Below are 20,004 nucleotides of genomic sequence, written 5' to 3' on the forward strand. Positions count from 1 at the left end.
GAGTTGGTTTCCCCTGTTTTGCCAAGCAAAACAGGGGAAACCAACTCGTATCGAAAGTCTTTGAAGGGGGTCCGGGGGAAACTTTCTACAGAAAGTTTCCCCCGGTGAAATAAATCTAAAGATTTATCATCGTGATTCCGAAAGATAAAATAGAAGAAATCAAGCTGCGGGCCAGCATCGTCGATATCGTCTCCGACTATGTGAATCTGCGGCGCAGGGGCAGGAACCTCGTCGGCCTCTGTCCTTTTCACTCGGAGAAGACGCCGTCTTTCACCGTAAGCGAGGAAAAGAACCTCTATCACTGCTTCGGCTGCCACGCAAGCGGTGACGCCATCGACTTTCTCGTAAGGTACGAGAGGCTAAGCTTTGTCGAGGCCGTCAGGGCCGTGGCCGCAAAGTACGGCATCGAGGTCGAGGAGCGTAAGGGCGGAGGCGGCGCAGCCTCCGACGAGGTTGCAAGGCTCGTGGAGGCCAACGCGCTGGCGGGGCGTTTCTTCACGGAAGAGCTCATGGGTCCCGCCGGGGCTGCGGCGCGCCGGTATCTCAAGGGCCGCGGCTTCGGCAGAGAGGTGGTCACGGCCTTCGGCGTCGGCTACGCCCCGGACAGGTGGGACGGGCTCCTCTCGTACCTGAAGGCCGGGGGGGTGGATCCCGCCACGGCCGAGAAGGCCGGCCTGCTCGTAAAGAAGGGCGAGGGGAGGTATTACGACCGCTTCAGGGGGAGGATAGTCTTTCCCATAAGGGATACGCGGGGGCGCATAGTCGCCTTCGGCGGCAGGACGGTCGTCGGCGCCGAGCCCAAGTATCTCAACTCCCCGGAGTCGCCGCTCTTCAGGAAGAACCAGACACTCTACGGCCTCTACGAGGGTAGGGAGCAGATAAGGAAGAGCGGCGCCGTGCTCGTCGCCGAGGGGTACTTCGACCTCATCGCCCTCCACAGGGCGGGGTTTCGCAACTCGGTGGCCACCATGGGCACGGCCATGACGGCCGCCCACTTCCACAGGCTCAAGGGGTACGCCGGGAAGGTGTATACCATATTCGACTCCGACGAGGCCGGCGTGAAGGCCGCTTTGCGGGTGCTGGGGCCGAGCATCGAGGCGGGCGTGGACGCCATGGTAGTGCTCCTGCCCGAGGGGGAGGACCCCGACGACTTTCTCAGGCGCCGCGGCGCCGCGGCCCTCGATGAGGCCGTAGCGAAGGCCGGGGCGCTCATGGACTTTTTTCTTGACGGGCTGAGGGACCGCTTCGATACGGCGAGCGCCGGGGGCAAGGCGAAGGCGCTGGAAGAGGCGCTGCCCTATCTGACGGCCTTGAAGAATGTGGCCGTGCGGGACCACTACGCCGTTAGGACTGCTACGGTGCTCTCACTCAACGTCGCCTCGGTCTACGAGGCCATGCGCAGCGTCGGCCGCCGGAAGAGGCGGGCCGGGTACGCTTTTGCCGAGGCCGCGCCGTCTTCGCGGAGCGAGGCGGCAAGGCGGGCCGCAGCGGCGAGAAACACAAGACGCATCGAGGAGACGCTTCTGCGGGTGCTCATGGCCCACCCCGAGCTCCACGGAGAGAGGACGGCCCTGGCGCTCCGGCGCTTCAACGACCCGCTCCTCAAGGGTGTTGCCTGCGCTCTCGCCGACTTCCTCGACTCCGGCCGCCGCGACGTGCGCGCCCTGCTCGACGAGATCGACGGCGAGGAGACGAGGGCCGCCGCGGCCTCTCTGCTCGTAAGTGATGAAGATGGGTTCATAGAAGAGCCTGGCAGGATGCTCGACGACTGCACGGCGAAGCTGCTCGACGCCGGCAAGGTGAGGGCCGCCACCATCGAGACGACCGTCAAGAAGGCGCGGGAGGCGGGGCTCGACGAACTGGCCGCAAGACTCATCAAGAGGATAGAGGGCGGTCGCAAAAAAAACGGACTGGAGTAGAAGAGATGCCTTTGAACACATCCGGAACAGAGGGTGCGGAGAAGAAGGACCTCGTCGAGATCGAGGACTGCGACGACGGCCTCTGCGCCGTGGAGGACGAGTCGGGCGAGGTCTACGACCCCGTAAAAAGGTACCTCCAGGAGATGGGCGAGGTATATCTTCTGACCAGAGAGGGCGAGATCGAGCTCGCAAAGCGCATAGAAGAGTCGAGGATGGCCATTGCGGGCGAGCTGCTCAAGACACCGGCCCTTGCAGGGGAGCTCGACGCCCTGAGGGCGAGGATCCAGGAACGCTTCGGCGCGGAAGACCGGTCCGGGTCGGACGATGACGATGACGACTTCGAGGAAGAGGAGACGGGGGACCTGAATGGCGTGCTCGCCAGGGTCGACGAGCTCGAAAGGTCGTTCAAGGCCAACGGCAAGGGGCTCGGCAGGGAGCGCGAGTCGGAACTGGTGGTCGAGATAGACAACGAAACGGGCGTACTCGTTGCCGCTGCTTCCGCCGTAAAGGGCTGGCGCGACGAGCTGCTGCGCCTGGAGGAGAGAAGACGGGCCGCCAGGGAGAGGGGCGACGACGGGGCGAGGGCCGAGCTCAGGGAGATAAGCAGGCGCAAGCGCGCCGTCGAGGCCGCCGCCGGCATGAAGGCTCGGGCCGTCATCGACATGGCCAAGGTGCTCGACTACTGGGAGGAGGTCATGGACGGTGCGAAAAAACAGCTCGTCACCGCCAACCTGAGGCTCGTGGTGAGCATCGCCAAGAGGTACATGAACCGCGGCCTCCAGCTCCTCGACCTCATCCAGGAGGGCAATATCGGCCTCATGAGGGCCGTCGACAAGTTCGACTACCGCCGGGGCTACAAGTTCTCCACCTACGCCACCTGGTGGATACGACAGTTCATCACCAGGGCCATAGCCGACCAGTCTCGCACCATCCGGATCCCCGTCTACATAACGGAGATCGTCAACAAGCTCGTCCAGCTCTCCAACAAGCTCGCCCAGGACAACGGCGTTGAGCCCACGCCCGAGGAGCTGGCCGAGAAGATCGGGCTTCCGGCGGCCAAGGTCAAGAAGATGCTCAAGGTGGTGAAGGAGCCGGTCTCGCTCGAGGCGCCCGTCGGCGACGACGACGGCTCGCTCGGCGACTTCATAGCCGACACCAACACCCTTGCGCCCCACGAGACGGCCGTCAACGAAAACCTCGTGGAGCAGATAGACGAGATACTCTCCACCCTTTCGCCGCGGGAGGAGCAGGTGCTGCGGATGAGGTTCGGTATCGGCCAGGATACCTCCTATACGCTCGAAGAGGTCGGCGCCTGTTTCAATGTCACCCGCGAGAGGGTCCGGCAGATAGAGGCCAAGGCCCTGAGAAAACTGCGCCACCCCACAAGGTGCGTAAAGCTCAAGGTCTTTACCGAGCACTGACATAAGGAATTACCCTGGGGGAGACTTTCCGAAGAAGGGCCGCAGGCCCGCGTTTCCCCCCTGCCCCATTGTATGGTTGTTCGGCTCTTCGGCTGTACCGGGGGTTCGGCCCGCGCCAGGCGGGATTTTTTACGCCTTTGCGGCCCTAACCCCCGGTGCAGCCCCCCGAGGCAGCCGCCGCGGGCAGGACGCCCCCTTCAAAGACTTTTCTTAGGGAAGCTCTGATTAATTACCCTGGGGAGACTTTCCGAAGAAGGGCCGCAGGCCCGCGTTTCCCCTCTGCCCCATTGTATGGTTGTTCGGCTCTTCGGCTGTACCGGGGGTTCGGCCCGCGCCAGGCGGGATTTTTTTACGCCTTTGCGGCCCGAACCCCCGGTGCAGCCCCCGAGGCAGCCGCCGCGGGCAGGACGCCCCCTTCAAAGACTTTTCTTAGGGAAGCTCTGATTAATTGCACTGGGGGAAACGTGGGCCTGTGGCCCTTCTACAGAAAGTTTCCCCCAGGGCAATAAATCAGAGAATAAATCAGGGCTTCCATAAGCCCCGCCGTTACCCCCCCCGGCGGCCGCCTTACGTAAAGAGTGCTTGACAGCGGCCGCTTATTTTCATAAAATAAGGAACCACCATGTCGGCCGCCCCTGATGGGGCGTTCACAGGGCGGAGTCTCTGTTGCGACGGCTACGGCGGGCGGGGCCCATAGCTCAGTTGGAAGAGCCACCGGCTCATAACCGGTCGGTCCCTGGTTCGAGTCCAGGTGGGCCCACCATGTCAAAGGAGGGACTCCGAAAAAAGATTGGAGGCTGCTTTTTGCAACATTCGCTGAAGGTCCTGGAAGAGATCCAGAAGATGGACCTCGAGATAGGCGAGATCGAAGGTGAGAGGGAGAGTCTGCGCAGCAGGATAGGAGAGGTGGAGGGCGAGATAGAGGCCCTCGAGGCCGAGCAGCGGCGGCTCGGCGAAGAGCTCGACGGATTCCTGAAGAAAAAGCGGGATGTCGAGGAGCAGATAAGACTCCGCGTAGAGAGGATAAGGCGCGACGAGAAGCGCACCGCCGAGATCAGGAAGGACCGCGAGTACGGGGCGCTCTTGCGGGAGATAAACAACGCCAAGCGCGAGCGTGAGGAGCACGAGTTCGAACTGCTGAAGATAGAAGAAGAGATCGCCGGACTCGACAAGCGGCTGGAGGCCGGCAAGGCCGCCATCGAGGAGAAGAGGGGCGTGCTCGCCGCCCTGACGAGCGACTTCGGAGCCAGGGAGCCACAGTGGGACAAGCAGATCGCCGAGGTGACCGAGCGCAGAAAGACGGTCATGGGCGAGATAAAACCGCTGGTGCTCAAGACATACGAGCGCATCAAGGAAAAGCGCGGCGGCCTCGGCCTCGTGCCCGTAAAGGACGAGATCTGCCAGGGCTGCTACATCAACATCCCGCCACAGGTATACATCCGGCTCATGAGGGGGGACGACGAGCTCATCACCTGCCCCCACTGCCACCGCATACTATATTTCGACCATTCGGACCGCTCCGAGGCCGTCTGATATGAACGGCCGGGACGCGCCCTCTGAGGACAAGGGCCGGCATCCCGAAGGCGCCGTTATAGGGGCGGAGAGAGACGGGGGCGCCGACAGAGAAGCGGTCCGCGCCTTTCTCGCAACGCTCGCAGAGACGCTCGATGTGGACGAGACGCTGCGCCGTCTCTCCATGACGGCCGACCAGGCCCGTTCGATCCTCGCATCGCTCATCGCCGTCCAGGGCCACGGCGCCGCCGGGCCGGAGCCCGGGGACCGGCCGGGGAGGTCCGTACCTGCCGCGTCCACTGCCGTGGAGGCCACCATCAACGTGGACGGTGCTTCGCGGGGAAATCCCGGGAAGGCGGGCCTCGGCGTGATCATAAGGGAGGAGCCGGGGGGACGGGTCGTAAGGAAGATATCGCGCTACCTCGGCGAGACGACCAACAACGTGGCCGAGTACAGCGCGCTCATAGCGGCGCTCGAGGCCGCAAGGGAGCTCGGATTGCGGCGTATAAGGGTGCTGGCCGATTCCGAGCTCATGGTCCGCCAGATAAAGGGCCTCTACAAGGTGAGAAACGAGGGGCTTCGTCCCCTTCACGCAAGGGCCGCGGCCCTGATAAAGTCCTTCGACCGCTTCGAGATAAGACACGTCCCCAGGGGCCGCAATAGTGAGGCCGACGCCATGGCCAATGCGGCCATAGATGCCCGCAAGTAGTTTCTCTTTATTTTGCAAGTCCTTTCGTGTTATAATTGATGTGTTTGCTTAACAGGGACCGGAGGATACCAGGCGGTCGCTGCCGGGTTGTCCCGGCGGAGGAAAGTCCGGACACCGCAGGGCAGGGAGGTCGCTAACGGCGACCGGGGGCGACCCCAGGGACAGGGCAACAGAAAGCAGACCGCCTCCGGCCATCGCGGCCGGCGGTAAGGGTGAAACGGTGGGGTAAGAGCCCACCAGCCTGCCGGGCGACCGGCAGGGCTCGGCAACCCCCTCCCGGTGCAAGGCCAAATAGGTTCCGCTTCAAGGGCGGCCCGTCCTTGCTCCTCCGCCCGCGGGCGGGGGACGGCGGAACGGGTAGGCTGCACGAGGCCGGCGGCAACGCCGGTCCCAGATGAATGGCCGCCGTCCCGGTGTGGACCGGGATTACAGAATCCGGCTTACGGTAGCCTCCGGTCCCGGTGAAGCAAATCCCGGCGCGGTTATCCTGGGGGAAACTTTCTGTAGAAGGGCCAACAGGCCCGAGGGTCACAGACCCGAGGGCCACAGACCCGCGTTTCCCCCATGCCCGTCGTATGTTATTGGGGTCTTCGGCTGTGCCGGGGGGCGGAGGGGGCGGGCCGCGCCAGGCGGGATCTTTACGCCTTTGCGGCCCGACCCCCCCCGGCACAGCCCCCGATGCAGCCGGCGCGGGCAGGACGCCCCCTTCAAAGACTTTCAATACGAGTTGGTCTCCCCTCTTTTGCTTGGCAAAAGAGGGGAGACCAACTCGCGTTCTTGGAGGGAGCCTGAGGGAACATTTTTGCAGAGAAGGTTCCCTCGGCCGCAATAAATCAGAATTTTCTCGAGTAATAAGGGACTGAAAGACCGTCTCGGGCCGGGGCGCGGGGCGACACGGAGGGGCTTTCGAGGGGCGTGCCGGCACTGTATACAAGGTTTCTGCTCTCCATCTTCTTCGTCTTCGTCGTAGTAGTATCGGGCACCATAGGTTATGCGGCGGTTGAGGGATGGCCGCTCTTCGACTCGCTCTACATGACGGTCATAACCCTCACCACCATAGGTTACCAGGAGCTCAAACCCCTTTCGCAGGCCGGCAGGGCCTTCACCCTGGGGCTCGTCTTCGTCGGCATCGGCGTCTTTGCCTACGCCGTCAACAACGGCATACGCATAGTCTTCGAGGGCGAGTTCCAGAGGCTTCTGGGCAGGAGAAAACTGGAGAGGCGGCTCCTGGCGATGAAAGACCACTACATAGTCTGCGGCTACGGCAGGATGGGGAAGATAATCTGCCGTGAGCTCAAGGGCAGGGGCGTGCCCCTCGTGGTGGTCGAGGTCCGCGCCGAAGAGAGGGACGCCGACGACGACACCATCGTCATAACGGGCGATGCCACGAAGGACGAGAATCTCGTCGCCGCCGGCATAGAGAGGGCCAGGGGACTCATTTCGGTCCTCTCAACCGACGCCGACAACCTGTTCGTAGTCCTGAGCGCGAGGGGGCTCAACCCCAACCTCTTCATCGTGGCCAGGGCGGGCGAGGAAGGCTCGGAGCAGAAGCTGCTGCGCGCCGGCGCAAACCGCGTCATCTCACCCTACCACATAGGAGGGCTGCGCATCGCCCACACCATACTCAAGCCGGCCGTAGTGGACTTCCTCGAGTTCGCCACCAGAAGCGGAAACCTCGAGCTCCAGCTCGAGGAGATCGTCGTGCGGGAGGGCTCCCGGCTCGCCGGCAAGACGCTCGGCTCCTGCGGCCTCGGCCGCGACCTCGGCGTCATGGTGGTGGCCATAGCGACGGCTGAGGGGGAGATGAAGTTCACGCCCCTTGGCGATACGGTCATAAGCCCCGGCGACAAGCTCATCTCCATAGGCGAGCAGAAAGGGCTCGAGGAGCTCGAAAGACTCGCGGGCGGCGTTTCCTGAAGGAGCGGCTCCTGTGCGCGGGGGGAGGGCGTGGGAGGGCGGCGGCCGAGAGATGGGCCGTCGAAACCCCGGTGGAAAAGCACGATGTCGAGTCGGACAGGGCGGATGATAACGGCCTTTTCGGCCCTGCTCTTTCTCGCCGCGCCCAGGGGCCCGGCCTTTGCGGCTGCGGCGGGGGCTGGTGTCTTCGGAGGGCGGACGGCCACCATAGGCGAGGCCTTCGACGGAGAGGTCTTCGACTACACCATAGGCTTCTGGATACTCGACGACGTGGCCGAAGGGAGTATCGGCCTGCGGCGCGAGGCCGACGGCACCTATGTGGCCGAACTCAAGGCACGCTCCACCGGCGTGGCCGATACACTGGTGCGCCACAGGCGCGACAGCTACGTGGCGCGGCTCGAGGAGGTGGAAGGCGGCAGGAGGTTCCGCACCGTCCGCTTCGAAAAGACCGTCGCCTGGGGATGGAGCCGGAGCAGGACCGTAACGGAGCTCGACTACGAAAAGGGCGTCATAACGTGGCGCACCTGGAAGGGCGGCAGGCTCGTGGACTCGGCCAGCTTTCCCATGGAGAAAGGCGCCTACTACGACGGCCCCCTTACGGCCTTCTACAACTTCAGGTACGGCGTCTACGGTCCCGTAGGCGAGGGTGTCTCTTACGCCATAAGGACCTTCCCCAAGAACAGTGAAAAGGACTCGGTCATACTCATGACCATAGCAGGCCGCACCGAGATACGGAGGCGCCGCGACGGCAAACCGGCGGCCGATTACCTGGCTGACGTGAAGATCGACAAGGAGATATTCGGCTCCAAGAGCGGGGAGATCGAGATACTCTTCTCCAAGGACATGGTCCCCGTCGAGGCCGTGGCAAAGGACATCGTGCTCTTCGGAGACGTGCGCGGCAGGCTCAGGGGCATGACGGTGCCCATGACGTTCAGCAAGAGCGCCGGGCTGCGGGGCGGACGGAAGGCGTTAAAGTAAGAGCGCGAAAATGTCGATATTAAATATAACAACAGGAACCCGAAGGGTTCCGCAATAGTCAGACCGATAAACAGGAATGCTGAAGCGATCACAGAGACTGTGCCCTGTATCGGTGTGGAGAAGGGGGTGAACCTCATGAGAAGGCATATAACGGCAATTGCGGTGCTCCTGGTACTTGCCGCATCGACGACCGTCTTCGGCGACGGGGGGCACAATCTCTGGAGGACGATAAAGCCTGCCGCGCCGGACAAGTTTCTCGTCTACGAGTCCACCATCGTACCCTGGCTCCAGCATGAGTTCTCCCGTGCCGTCGATATCCATCCCACCGGTATCGTAAAGCGCGGGCTCGTACGCTCCGATCTCCTCCGTTACGAGAATATAAACGGCCAGAACCGTTATAACGTCCATATCGAATACAGGGTATTCATAAGGGACGCAAGCGGTGTGGAGATATCGGGTCTCAAGGGCCAGGAGATAGTCTTTCTCGTAAGCGACGGCGCCATAAAGGACTACTTCCCCTTCAACGAGTACTGGATCGAAGGGGTGGTGCTCCAGGAGGGCGACTTCTACTGATCTCCATGCCATCGGTGGCGGCGCCTCCTTGCGCACGGACGCAAGGAGGCGCCGCCACCTCTTCCGTCCCGGTCCGTCTCAACCCTTTCATCTCACGGGCAGCGGCCCTGTAAGCTGTAGTTTAACGCTTCCACCCCTCCTTTCCGGCGCTTGTCACGAACAGTTCAATCGGCGACGGAAACACCCTGCATTTCTCGTGCTTGCGCGGCATAGCCGATCCTCCCTGTAACAAAGTGCTTGACAAGAACATTCATCTGCTGTATAATATAACACAATTTATTAAAACAATTGCGGGCCGTTCTGCTTGCGTTTCGGTGAGTGCAGAGCCCTATCCGTAAGGGAGCTGTGTCCCGGCAGGGGCGCAGCTCCTCTATGGAGACTCTGATTTGTCGCACCGGGGGAACCTGTATGTAAGAGGGTCGCAGACCCACCGTTCCCTCGGACTCCTTCCAGAAACTTTTAATGCTTTCGGACTTTCCTGATTTTGCTTGCAAAACCAGGAAAGTCCGAAAGGGAGCGGACGTCTTTGAAGGGGGGCTTGGGGGAGCGCGGGCCTGTGGCCCTTCTACGGAAAGCTTCCCCGGCGTAGTCAATCAGGGCTTCCCTGTCTCTTCGGAATACAAGCTTATTGGTGCGGGACGTCTTCACTCCGCCGCCTCCGTTCTACTCTGAAATCCGTCGGCATGGGGAGCCGGGGTGTGCGCCACGGTGTTTTGTCTGTAAAGATGTGTGCATATTATGCACCTCTCGTTTGGCAAGGGCGGTCGCCGTCTTCCGGCGCTCCTTGCATCAAGGGGACCCTGCGTTGTCTGACTCCAGAAGGATAGATGCCGACAACTTTTACGGAAGCCTCGACGGCGAGGGGGTGGAGCTTCGCGAGCTGCTCTGGCCCCTCGCGGAGCTGACGCCGAGGGAGAGGGCCGTCTTCGTGGAATACCACTACTGGAAGACCCATATGAAGGTCGTGGCCGCAAGCCACAGAATATCTTTAGGGAGGGCCTATGAAATCCTCTACAGGGCGGAAGAAAAGATCGCGACTTCAAGGGCACAGAAAGAGGCGCAGAAGCATTGAAGTCCACGGCGCTCCGGAGTACGGAAAACTATCGTGGACGGAGTACAAGACCATAAGGCAGTATCAGACGATGGGCGATCTGCTCGAGGAGCTCAAACTCTTCGGTTGCGCCGCAGGCGGCGAGCTCCGCATCGAGGCTGACGACGCATACAGCAGGAACGGCCACCTCTGGCTTACCAGGGATCCGGAGTCCTGAACCGCCGCAGAGGGCGAAGACCGTGAAGCCCCCTCCCGCGCACCGCGCGGGAGGGGGCTTTTTTTTGCCTCTTGCGGCTTGCGGCCGTTGCAGGGACGGGGCGGGAGTGTTGCGGGGGTAGAATAAAAAAGCCGCTTTTTCCCTGTACTGTCGGGACCTTATGAGAGAGGGGGTAGAAAAAAAACACCATATCATGAAGTTCGAGCAAACCGAGACAAGGAGGTGCGGGCTTATGGGCAACTACGACGGCGGTTTCCTCCACGCAGGAGAGGCGGAGGACTGGCTGCGCCACCATCCCAAGGGCAGGGAACGGGTGCTGCTCAGGGGGCCTGAGCGCTGTGAAGAGTGCGGCCGTGTCTACCTGAGTCTCTACAGACTCAGGGGATGCGTCGATCACGATGGACTCGAAAGGCTCGACGGCGGAAGGGGCTGCGACGTTTGAGCAAGGCTCGGAGGGGAGAGGAGCGGCGCCGCCCCGTGGAGGCCGCCTCTTCGACGACTGCGAGGGTGACTGTTGGCTATAGAGTGGCGCAGAGTCAGGGATGAGTATGAAAGGGAAGGGCTCGGCTTCGAGACCCTGGCCGGGAGACACGGATGTAAGGCCGAGACCGTGCGAAGGCGGGCCCGCAAGGAGGGCTGGACCAGGCGCGTCGCTCCAGGCGGGGCCCCGCCTTCCAACGAGGACATCCTCGAGGAGTACAGGAGACTCTGGCGTGACGTGAAGAGCACGCTCGTGAGGGCCCTCAAGAGGAGCGACGCCAAGCACCGTCTCGACGAGCTCAAGGCGGCCAAGCTCGCGGGCGAGATCGTGGCCACCATAGTAAAGGGCGAGAGCCGCCTGTGGGGGCTGGACGAAAACCTCTACAAAGAGCTTTTGAGTGAGAGCGACGAGATTGCCGCCCAGATGGAAGGCCTTACGGTTTCACAGGGAGCAGCACAGGCTCTGGACGGAGAATAGGCGCTTCAAGGTCGTCGCGGCCGGCAGGCGCAGCGGCAAGACCGAGCTCGCCAAGCGCAGGCTCGTCGTGGCGCTCACCGAGCGGAAGCCGTGGCCCGATCCCCGCTACTTTGCGGCCGCTCCCACCCGCGAGCAGGCAAAACGCATCTTCTGGAAGGACCTCAAGGCCCTGGTGCCGCGCCGATGGACGGCGCGCGTCTACGAGAGCGAACTCTGCATCGTCACGCACCTTGGCTCCGAGCTCTGGGTCGTGGGACTCGACAGGCCGGAGAGGATGGAAGGCACTCCCTGGGACGGCGGCGTGCTCGACGAGTACGCCGACATGAAGGCCGATGTCTGGAGATCGAGCGTGCGGCCCGCGCTGTCGGACCGGCAGGGCTGGTGCTGGTTCACAGGCGTGCCCGACGGTCTGAACCACTTCAAGGACCTCGCCGACTATGCGCGCAGCTCAGGGGACCCGCTGTGGGGCTACTACCACTGGCCCTCTGCCGATATACTCCCGGCCGAAGAGGTCGCCGCCGCCCGCCGCGACCTCGACGAGAGGACCTTCCGCCAGGAGTACGAGGCGAGCTTCGAGGTGGCGTCGGGAAGGGTCTATTATCCCTTCGACAGGAGCCTGCACGTGGACGACACCGTGGAAATCGACGCCCGCCTTCCCATATGCCTGTGCTGCGACTTCAACGTCGACCCCTGCGTCTGGGAACTGGCGCAGACCGACGGTGCGATGGTCCGGGTCTTCGACGAGGTGGTGCTGCGCGGGACGAGCACAATGGAGATGGGGCGGGAAGTACTCGCCCGTTACGGCGGCCACGCCGGGGGATTCCGCGTATACGGAGACGCCGCAGGGAGCGCGAGGAGTACGACCGGCGCAACCGACTACGCCATCCTCGCCGAGCTCGGCTTCACGGACCAGAGGGTCGCGCGCTCCAACCCCGCCGTCAAGGACAGGGTCAACACCCTGAACGCCATGCTCAGGAGCAGCAGCGGCGAGGTGCGGCTGCGGATCAACGGACGCTGCCGCATGCTGGTGCGCGACCTCGAGACGGTGTGCTGGAACGGCGACTCCATGGACCTCGACAAGAGCGAGCGCGACAGGACACACGCTTCCGACGCGCTCGGCTACTTCCTCTGCCGCGAATTCGCCCCGCGGCGCTTCAGGCCGGACAGGGGCGGGAGGTTCTACAAATGACGAAGAAGCAGCTCCTCAAGACCCACCCCGACTACGATGCGAACATCGATTCCTGGGTCTTTTTCCTCCACTCCTACTTCGGAGGCAACCTCTACAGGTCGGGCGGATATCTCGTGCGCCATCCCTTCGAGAGCGCCGCCAACTACGAGCGGAGAAAACGCATAAGCTACTACTACAACTACTGCGGTCCCATAGTGGACATCTTCGTGTCGCATCTGTTCAGGCGCAAGGCGGTGCGCGACTTCGGGAGCCTCACCGGCGACCCCCTCTTCGAGCGCTTCCTGAGAAACGCGGACCTCGAGGGTTCGTCGTTTGCCCAGTTCATGCGCGACGCCCAGCGTTTCGCCTCCATATACGGCCGCGTGTCGATAGTTGTGGACAAGCCGCCGCTCGAGGCCGCGACGATGGCCGAGGCCGTGGAGCGCGACCTGAGGCCCTACGTGACGCTCGTGACGCCGGAGAACCTCCTTGACTGGTCCTACGTGCGCGAGCCCACGGGACGCACGGTCCTCGACGCGGTGAAGATCCGCGAGGGCCGGGATCTCTACCGCATATGGAGCCGCGGCGGCTGGGAGCTCTGGCGTCTCGAGGCGAAATCGAGTGATGCCGTGCTGGTCGACGCCGGCGAACACCCCCTCGGCGAGGTGCCGGTGGTGAACCTCTACAACAAGCGCTCGGGCACGGCAATGGTAGGCGTCTCGGACCTCCAGGACATAGCCGACATCAACAAGAACATCTACTATCTGTGCAGCGACGCAAAGGAGATAATCGAGAACACCGCCTTTCCCATGCTGGCCGTGCCCTACGGTCCGGGCGTCGACGAGCAGGAGGTGGGACCGCGCAACATCCTGGGGTTCGACCCCTCGGAGCCCAACTCGCGCCCCTACTGGCTCGAGCCCCCTCATTCCTCGTTGACCGAGATACGCGAGTGGGTCCGCCAGGACATAAACGAGATCCACAGGATAGCCAAGATGGGGGGTGTCAAGGCCACCGAGGACTTCGGCGGTGTGCGAAGCGGCGTGGCCCTCGAGCTCGAACACCAGCAGCTCCACGCCCTCCTGAGCGAGAAGGCCGACAACACGGAACACGCCGAGAGCTCCCTTCTCGAGCTCTGGGCCCGCTGGCAGGGCGTAAGCTTCGACGGCCGCATAGACTATCCCGACGACTTCTCGGTGCGCGACCTCGACCGGGACCTCGACGTCGCCATAAAGGCCCGTTCCGCCGCCGTGGCCTCGGAGACCTTCAACCGCGAGATCGAAAAGAAGATCGTCAGGGCGGCCCTGCCCAAGCTCGACGAGTCCGTGATGAAGACCATCGTGGCCGAGATAGATGGCGGAGACGGGAAGACAAGGAGTGAGAAGTGAAGAACCCGACTGTAGAGGACAGGGCCCGCGCCGCCGCCGACGAACTCGTGAGGCTCCATGCCATTGACCGGACGACGGCGCTCCACATGACCACGACCCTGTGGAACGAGGTGCGCCGCCGTATCGTGGCCGTAGCCGACGGGACCGATTGGCGGCGCCTCTCCTTCGAGGACAAGGCCATGGTCTGCACCGCCGTGGTAAGAGCGCTTCTCGACGGCAAGCGCCTCGGAGCCTTCCTTGCCGGCGAGAGGAAGACGCTCGTCTGAGAGGCTCTGGGGGGGCGCTCAACCCGCAGCGCTCCCTTTTCGTGGCGGGGTCTTGAGATGCGGGGAGACTGGAGAGAAAACCGAGGAGGTAGCGAGATGACGCAGGTTGACGAACCGAAAACGGCTCACAGGGGCGGCGGCCCTGAAGAGGGAGGCGCATCGAGGGAGCATGGCCGGGTGGAGTTTTCGCCCGAGCAGCAGCACAAGGTGCAGGAGCTCATCGACGAGGCCTACAGACGGGCCTTTGCAAAGGCCCGCTCGGCGAAGACGACCTCCGAGGAGGTCGCCGAGATGAAAAAGGAGATAGAGCGGCTCAGGAGGGAGAAGAGGCGCGCCGCCGTCATGAGCGCCGTCTCGCGTCGTGACGTGGTCGATGCGGACGAGGTGGCATCGCTCATCGCTCCCCACGTGAGTGAGGGACCGGGCGGCGAACTCTACGTCGAGGACGGAAAGAGCGGCGGCGTCCCCCTGGGCGAGTACGTAGACCGCTGGCTCAGCGAACGACCGCACCACCTGAGGGCCCGCGGCGCCGCGGGCGCAGGCTCGGGCGGAGCGAGGTTCGCCGAGGCGCGCCGTCGCTACGACCTCTCGGACCACACCGTCTGGCGCAATATGCCGCGCGAGGACTTCGAGAGGTTCATGGCCGAAGGGGTGAGCGTCCAGGGGGCTTCGGGCAGGAGCTACACCTTCAAGGACGTGAAGAACCCTTTCGTCCAGGCGCGCCGCATGAGACGACAGCAGCAAGGAGGATGATCCCACATGGCTAACGAGGTAACCACGGCGGCCGCGAGCGCGGGAGAGCTCGTGGCCGCGGAGATAGTGTCGAGGCTCGTCATAGACGCGGCCTACGGCGAGGCGGTGATGCCGCCCCTTGTGAGGGTGGCCGACATAAGCGACGAGAGCACCCTTACGGTGGAGTTCCCCAAGTGGCCGCTGCTCAGCGCCTCGGACCTCACCGAGGGGACCGACGCGGGCAACACGGCGGTGAACACCACCTCCGTATCCGTCACGGCCGACGAGGCCGGCATCATGATAACGGTGACGGATATGCTGTTGAACAGCACGGGGTTCGGCGGACTCGAACCCTACGCCCGTGAGCTCGGCAAGGCCCTGGCGAACAAGATCGACGCCGACCTGCTCGCCGAGGTGGGCGACTTCACCAATACGGTGGGAGCCACCGGCGTGGACATGAGCGAGGCCGACTTCCTCTCGGCGATCTACACCCTCGAGAGCGGCAACGCCAAGGGGCCTTTCGTCTGCGTGCTCCATCCCATCCAGGTGAGCGACCTGCGGACGGCGCTCTCGAGCACCACGGGGGCCATATGGGGCGGGCCTTCGGCTCCGGCGGCGGACCTGGGGGCCTTTGCAAGCCTCTACGGCATCGACGTCTTCAAGAGCACCAACTGCGCTTCCGTCAACACAGGCGCGGACCGCCAGGGCGTGATGATGCCGGCGGGCAACGGCTCGGGCCTCGCCTACGTGCTCAAGACCGGTGCGAGGACCGAGTTCCAGCGCGACGCGTCGCTCCGGGCAACCGAGATCGTCGTCACCGCCGTCTACGGCGACGAGTGCGTCAACCCGGAGGCCGACGGCGGCGTGGCCATCGTGACGGACCACGAGTAGGGCGCCTTTTCGGGGGACCTCTTCCACGGAAGAGGTCCCCTCAAGCTCCCTTGTTCGTCGGTTCCCTTGCGCGGCGCTCTCCCGGAGGTCGGCCCGGCCTCCGGGAGAGCGCCGCGACTCGACGGGGGGACGATGGCAAGGCGGACATATCCGCTCCAAGTCCGCCGCACATACGATGGAGAGACTTATGAGTCTTGTCGAGAGTACGAGGAAGAAGGGTTACATACCGCTGGCCGGCGACGGCATGGTATGCCTGGGGTGGCGGGGCGAGGAGCTCGAAGACTTCTGGATGTGGAACGGCCGCTTCATAGAGTACGAAGGCGGCGGCCGCCGCATAAGGACCGTGAGGGTGAGGGAGCTCAAGGAGGCGGCGCTTCGCTACTGGCTCGACGGCTGGGTCCCCGTCGCGGCGGTGGACGAGGCCCTGCTCAGGCGCATGGAGGCGGCCCTCAGGAGCCACCGCGGACTTGCGCGCCGGGGCGTGAGGGTGCCTGCCGGGGCTTTCCTCTCCATGCCCGAGCCCATACCCCGGGAGTATATCGAAGGGCCCGACGGCCGGGCGCGGCAGCTTCGCAGCGTGCCGGAGTCCGCGCTGGAGGCCTTCAGGCGGGAGCTTGCGCAAAGGAGTTCCGGCCGGGCGATGGAGGAGGAGTCATGAAGGAGAGGGAGGCCGTAGAGAGGGTCGTAGCCCGCATGTACAGGCACGCCCTCAGGACCACCGGCAGGCTCCCGACGGGCCGCGAGAGGCGGACCATGGAGAGCAGGGCCCGGAGGGCGGCCCTGGAGACGGACAACAGAAGGAAGAGGAGATAGAGGTGGCGCAATGCCCGACGTAATCTACAACTCATTCAAGAAGGACATAATGAACGGGTCCATCGACCTCGGCGCGGACACGATCAAGGTCATGCTCGTGGACTCGTCGTATGTGCCCGACCAGGACCTCCACACGGTCAAAAGCGACGTGACCGGCGAGGTGACGGGCGCGGGCTACACGGCCGGCGGCGCGGCCCTCGCCAACAAGACGGTCACCCAGGACAACGTGGACAACGAAGGGGTCTTCGACGCCGACGACGTGACCTGGGCGAACTCGACCATAACGGCCCGGGGCGCCGTGCTCTACAAGGACACGGGCGCGCCCTCGACGAGCCCGCTCATCTGCTACATGGACTTCGGGGCCGACAAGACGAGCTCCGGCGGCGACTTCACCATCCAGTGGAACGCCGAGGGCATCGTGAACCTCACGTAGGCGCGGCGGTGGCGGAGTTCCTCATAAAGGCCGTCGACGCCTCCCATCCCGACCCGGCAAAGGACCGCACGGGCTGCTACAAGCGCGGCGACGTGGTGGCCGTGGCCCCCGACGGCCACCGGTGGGGGCGCGACGAGGCGCTGCCCAAGTTCTTAGTGGTCCGCGTGCCGGGGCTGCCGGTGGAAAGGGCGCGCCGCTACACCGAGCCCCTCTACGACCCGCTCGATGCAAGTCCCGAATCCCGCGTCATGAGGCGCAGGCGCTACAGGTTCGACTTCATGCGCCGTCTCGGCGCGGGCATGATGGATGCCGTCGGGAAGAGCGAGTGGCTCGTGCCGGAGATAAGCGAAGCCTTCATAGAGGACAAGACCGGGAGGACGGGGTAGGTGGCAACCGAAGTCGTCAAGACGGTCAAGGCCTCGGGCGGCGACTATACTTCCCTTGCCGCCTGGGAGGCCGGCGAGCAGCGCGACCTGGTGACGGCCGACGAGATAGCCGTCGCCGAGTGCTACGCCTTCACCGACACGAGCGCGCCCGTCACCATAGCGGGCGCATGGACGGTCGATTCGACGCGCTACGTCCATATCCGCGTGCCCGCGCCGGAGCAGCACAACGGCGGCGACTGGTCCTCCGGGCCCGGAGGGTACACGCTTCTTCGCAACGCCAGCTGGAGCGTCTGCCTCGAGGTCGACGCCCCCTACACCAAGGTCGACGGCGTCTATGCCACGACCACGGGTGCCAACAGTAACGGCTTTCGCGTGGACGCCGACAACGTGGTCTTCAACCGGTGCATCGCCGAGAACACGAGCGGCGCGCCCGGCACTTCGGCGCAGGGATTCACGTGGCTGTCGGCGGGGGGCGCAAACACCTTTGCGGCCCGTAACTGCATCGCCAGGGGTTTCTACTACAACTTCTACCCCGCCACCGACGGTACCGAGATATCCAACTGCACGTCCTACGGCGGCGAGTACGGTGTCTTCAGGGCCGGCAACGCTCCGGTGGTGCGCAACACCATCGCCGTCAGCGCGAAGACCGCTCCCTTCGAGGTCAACGGCGGGTCCTGGGGCGCCGGCACGGACCACAACCTCTCGGACACGGCCACGGCCACGGGCGGCGCAAACGACCTGACGAACAAGTCTGCGGCGAACCAATTCGTCTCCGTCACGTCGGGCTCGGAGGACCTCCATCTCAAGAGCACGGCAGACGCCGTCGGCGCGGGAGCGGACCTCTCGTCGCTCTTCACGGACGACATCGACGGAGACACGCGCTCCGCGCCCTGGGACATGGGGGCCGACGAGTACGTGAGCGCCGGCGGCGGCGTGACGGTCACGCCGGCGGTCGCGGCCGCGGCGGGGAGCGTGCCGGGCGCCTCCGTGGCCGGCGGTGCGCTCGTGGGAAGCGCGGCCCGGGCCGCCGCCGCGGGTGTGGCTGCTCCGGCGGTCACGGGCGGAGCGCTCATCGGGGCGGGCCCGGCGGTCGCGGCCACGGCTGCGGCGGCCGCCTCGGTCAGCGCCGGGGCGGTTGCGGCCCCGGCGCGCCATGGTGTCTCGACCTCGCCCCAGGCGCCCGGCGTGTCGGGTGGAGCGCTGGTTGGTGCAGGGCCCGTGGCTTCCGCCGCCGCGGTCCAGGGTGCCTCGGTCAGCACCGCCGGCGGCGTGACGGTCACGCCGGCGGTCGCGGCCGCGACGGGGAGCGTGCCGGCCGCCTCCGGTGTTGGCGGTGCGCTCGCGGGAAGCGCGGCCCGGGCCGCCGCCGCGGGTGTAGCTGCTCCGGCGGTCACGGGCGGAGCGCTCATCGGGGCGGGGGGCTGGAGCGCTTCTGCGGCGGTATCGGCGCTCACCCTCTCTACATCGGCCGTAGTCACGGCGGCGCTGTGGGACGCCGTGACCGCGGTGAAGAGGCCTTCGGTCTTCAGCCCGGCGTCCGGCGGTTTCATACCGACGGCGTCGCCGTACGCTCCCGCGTCCCGTGTGGTGACCGGGCGGAATGAATCGAGGGTCGTCGTCGGGAAGAAATCCATGAAGGCGGTGAAGAGATGAAGCAGCAGTTCCTTGTCGGCATGGCCGGAACACTGAGAACCCATGTCTACGAAAACAACAGAAAAATAGTACCCTCCTCCGCCACCGTGACCGTATACAGGCCGTCGAGTACCGATAAGCTCGTGGACGCGGCGGCCATGAGCATAGGCGCGGACGGACTCCTCTCTTACGGCCTGAGCGCCGGGGACAACTCGCTCGCCGCCGTCGACTACAGGGCGGTGATCTCCTACGTCCACGACGGCGCCTCCTACGAGTTCACCCTCTTCTACGACGTGGTGCGCTCAAAGCTCGTCAAGGTCATAACAGACGACGATCTCATCGCCGAGCTGCCGCAGCTCAGGGACGCGGGCTGGAAGGTCACGGGCAAGGCCCAGGGCGGATCGACGACGACCATCGTGGACGCCGGGCTCAGACGTTACGGAGACGACTATTTCACCGGCGGGCTCGCCTACTCGGTCGACAAGGACGAGACCCGCGCCGTCACGGCCTTCGACGCGGCGAGCGGAACGGTCACGGTGGAGCCGTTCTCCGCGGCGATCACGACCGACGGCTACGTACTCACCCGCTCCTACACGGCCGAGATAGACCGGGCCTTCGAGAAGATCGAACAGCGGCTTTCGGGGCTCGGCGCCAGGGCGTCGCTCATCCTCGACCCTTACGACCTGCGGGAAGTTCATATATACCTGGCCGTCGCCGAGGCGTGCAAGGGCCTCGTGATGGACGACGGAGGGTTCTGGTGGGAGATGTGGCGGACCTACGAAAAGAAGGCCGACGAGGCGTTCTCCACGCTCCGCTTCAAGTACGACTACGGTGACGACGGCGTCATATCGGGCGGGGAGACCGCCTCGACGTACAGGACCGTGAGGGCTGCAAGGAGATGACCGGCGGCGAGATAATAAGGGCGGTGACGGAGAACATGGAGCGGGTGCTTACGGGTCTCGGCGTGCGTTTCGAGGCGAGAGCGGCGGGAGAGGCGGAAGCGGCGCTCCAGGGGGCGCCGCCGGCGGGTGTCGTCGAGTACC

The 20,004-nt window shown here is 64.4% G+C and carries 19 protein-coding genes, 1 tRNA gene, 1 other RNA gene and 1 pseudogene; all 22 read left to right on the forward strand.

Features of this window, described 5'->3' with window-relative positions:
• Positions 1-125 precede the first annotated feature (125 nt).
• Complete coding sequence (locus ENJ37_03785; GenBank protein HHL39606.1) at positions 126-1,919, forward strand: DNA primase; 1,794 nt, start codon at positions 126-128, stop codon at positions 1,917-1,919.
• Between the two features lie 143 nt (positions 1,920-2,062).
• Positions 2,063-3,340 carry an RNA polymerase sigma factor RpoD gene (gene rpoD, locus ENJ37_03790; GenBank protein ID HHL39607.1) on the forward strand — a complete coding sequence of 426 codons (1,278 nt, stop codon included), beginning with the start codon at positions 2,063-2,065 and terminating at the stop codon, positions 3,338-3,340.
• A 687-nt stretch (positions 3,341-4,027) separates the two neighbouring features.
• Positions 4,028-4,103 (forward strand) — tRNA-Met (locus ENJ37_03795).
• Complete coding sequence (locus ENJ37_03800) at positions 4,103-4,873, forward strand: hypothetical protein (protein ID HHL39608.1); 771 nt, start codon at positions 4,103-4,105, stop codon at positions 4,871-4,873. Before ENJ37_03795 ends, ENJ37_03800 begins: the two co-directional genes overlap by 1 nt.
• Before the next feature lie 163 nt (positions 4,874-5,036).
• Complete coding sequence (locus ENJ37_03805) at positions 5,037-5,561, forward strand: ribonuclease HI family protein (GenBank protein ID HHL39609.1); 525 nt, start codon at positions 5,037-5,039, stop codon at positions 5,559-5,561.
• A 60-nt stretch (positions 5,562-5,621) separates the two neighbouring features.
• Positions 5,622-6,019, forward strand: an RNA gene (gene rnpB / locus ENJ37_03810) — RNase P RNA component class A.
• A gap of 508 nt (positions 6,020-6,527) precedes the next feature.
• Positions 6,528-7,478: pseudogene (locus ENJ37_03815) on the forward strand (potassium channel protein).
• A gap of 84 nt (positions 7,479-7,562) precedes the next feature.
• Positions 7,563-8,456 carry a DUF3108 domain-containing protein gene (locus ENJ37_03820; protein ID HHL39610.1) on the forward strand — a complete coding sequence of 298 codons (894 nt, stop codon included), beginning with the start codon at positions 7,563-7,565 and terminating at the stop codon, positions 8,454-8,456.
• Positions 8,457-8,570: 114 nt separating this feature from the next.
• Positions 8,571-9,029 carry a hypothetical protein gene (locus ENJ37_03825; GenBank protein HHL39611.1) on the forward strand — a complete coding sequence of 153 codons (459 nt, stop codon included), beginning with the start codon at positions 8,571-8,573 and terminating at the stop codon, positions 9,027-9,029.
• A gap of 805 nt (positions 9,030-9,834) precedes the next feature.
• The gene (locus ENJ37_03830; protein HHL39612.1) at positions 9,835-10,101 is read left to right on the forward strand and encodes a hypothetical protein; all 267 of its coding nucleotides are present in this window, start codon (positions 9,835-9,837) and stop codon (positions 10,099-10,101) included.
• A 389-nt stretch (positions 10,102-10,490) separates the two neighbouring features.
• On the forward strand, positions 10,491-10,739 hold the full coding sequence (locus tag ENJ37_03835) for a hypothetical protein (GenBank protein HHL39613.1): 249 nt from the start codon (positions 10,491-10,493) through the stop codon (positions 10,737-10,739).
• A gap of 72 nt (positions 10,740-10,811) precedes the next feature.
• Positions 10,812-11,255: a hypothetical protein gene (locus ENJ37_03840; GenBank protein HHL39614.1), complete on the forward strand. Its 444-nt coding sequence runs from the start codon at positions 10,812-10,814 to the stop codon at positions 11,253-11,255.
• On the forward strand, positions 11,176-12,444 hold the full coding sequence (locus ENJ37_03845; protein HHL39615.1) for a hypothetical protein: 1,269 nt from the start codon (positions 11,176-11,178) through the stop codon (positions 12,442-12,444). The genes ENJ37_03840 and ENJ37_03845 overlap by 80 nt, the downstream gene beginning before the upstream one ends.
• Positions 12,441-13,808, forward strand: a complete 1,368-nt coding sequence (locus ENJ37_03850) for a phage portal protein (protein HHL39616.1) — start codon at positions 12,441-12,443, stop codon at positions 13,806-13,808. The genes ENJ37_03845 and ENJ37_03850 overlap by 4 nt, the downstream gene beginning before the upstream one ends.
• Positions 13,805-14,074, forward strand: a complete 270-nt coding sequence (locus ENJ37_03855) for a hypothetical protein (GenBank protein ID HHL39617.1) — start codon at positions 13,805-13,807, stop codon at positions 14,072-14,074. The genes ENJ37_03850 and ENJ37_03855 overlap by 4 nt, the downstream gene beginning before the upstream one ends.
• Positions 14,075-14,170: 96 nt before the next feature.
• Positions 14,171-14,827, forward strand: a complete 657-nt coding sequence (locus ENJ37_03860; GenBank protein HHL39618.1) for a hypothetical protein — start codon at positions 14,171-14,173, stop codon at positions 14,825-14,827.
• Between the two features lie 6 nt (positions 14,828-14,833).
• A complete protein-coding gene (locus ENJ37_03865) occupies positions 14,834-15,697 on the forward strand; it encodes a hypothetical protein (GenBank protein HHL39619.1) in 864 nt (287 codons plus the stop codon).
• Positions 15,698-15,872: 175 nt separating this feature from the next.
• Entirely contained in the window at positions 15,873-16,355 is a 483-nt protein-coding gene (locus tag ENJ37_03870; protein HHL39620.1) for a hypothetical protein, read from the forward strand.
• A 165-nt stretch (positions 16,356-16,520) separates the two neighbouring features.
• The gene (locus ENJ37_03875; GenBank protein ID HHL39621.1) at positions 16,521-16,943 is read left to right on the forward strand and encodes a hypothetical protein; all 423 of its coding nucleotides are present in this window, start codon (positions 16,521-16,523) and stop codon (positions 16,941-16,943) included.
• A gap of 8 nt (positions 16,944-16,951) precedes the next feature.
• Positions 16,952-17,329, forward strand: coding sequence for a hypothetical protein (locus tag ENJ37_03880; GenBank protein ID HHL39622.1), 378 nt, complete (start codon positions 16,952-16,954; stop codon positions 17,327-17,329).
• A complete protein-coding gene (locus tag ENJ37_03885) occupies positions 17,330-18,982 on the forward strand; it encodes a hypothetical protein (protein HHL39623.1) in 1,653 nt (550 codons plus the stop codon).
• A complete protein-coding gene (locus ENJ37_03890) occupies positions 18,979-19,863 on the forward strand; it encodes a hypothetical protein (GenBank protein ID HHL39624.1) in 885 nt (294 codons plus the stop codon). The genes ENJ37_03885 and ENJ37_03890 overlap by 4 nt, the downstream gene beginning before the upstream one ends.
• The last annotated feature ends 141 nt before the right edge of the window (positions 19,864-20,004 follow it).

The sequence above is a fragment of the Deltaproteobacteria bacterium genome, assembly GCA_011375175.1.
Classification (GTDB): domain Bacteria; phylum Desulfobacterota; class GWC2-55-46; order GWC2-55-46; family DRME01; genus DRME01.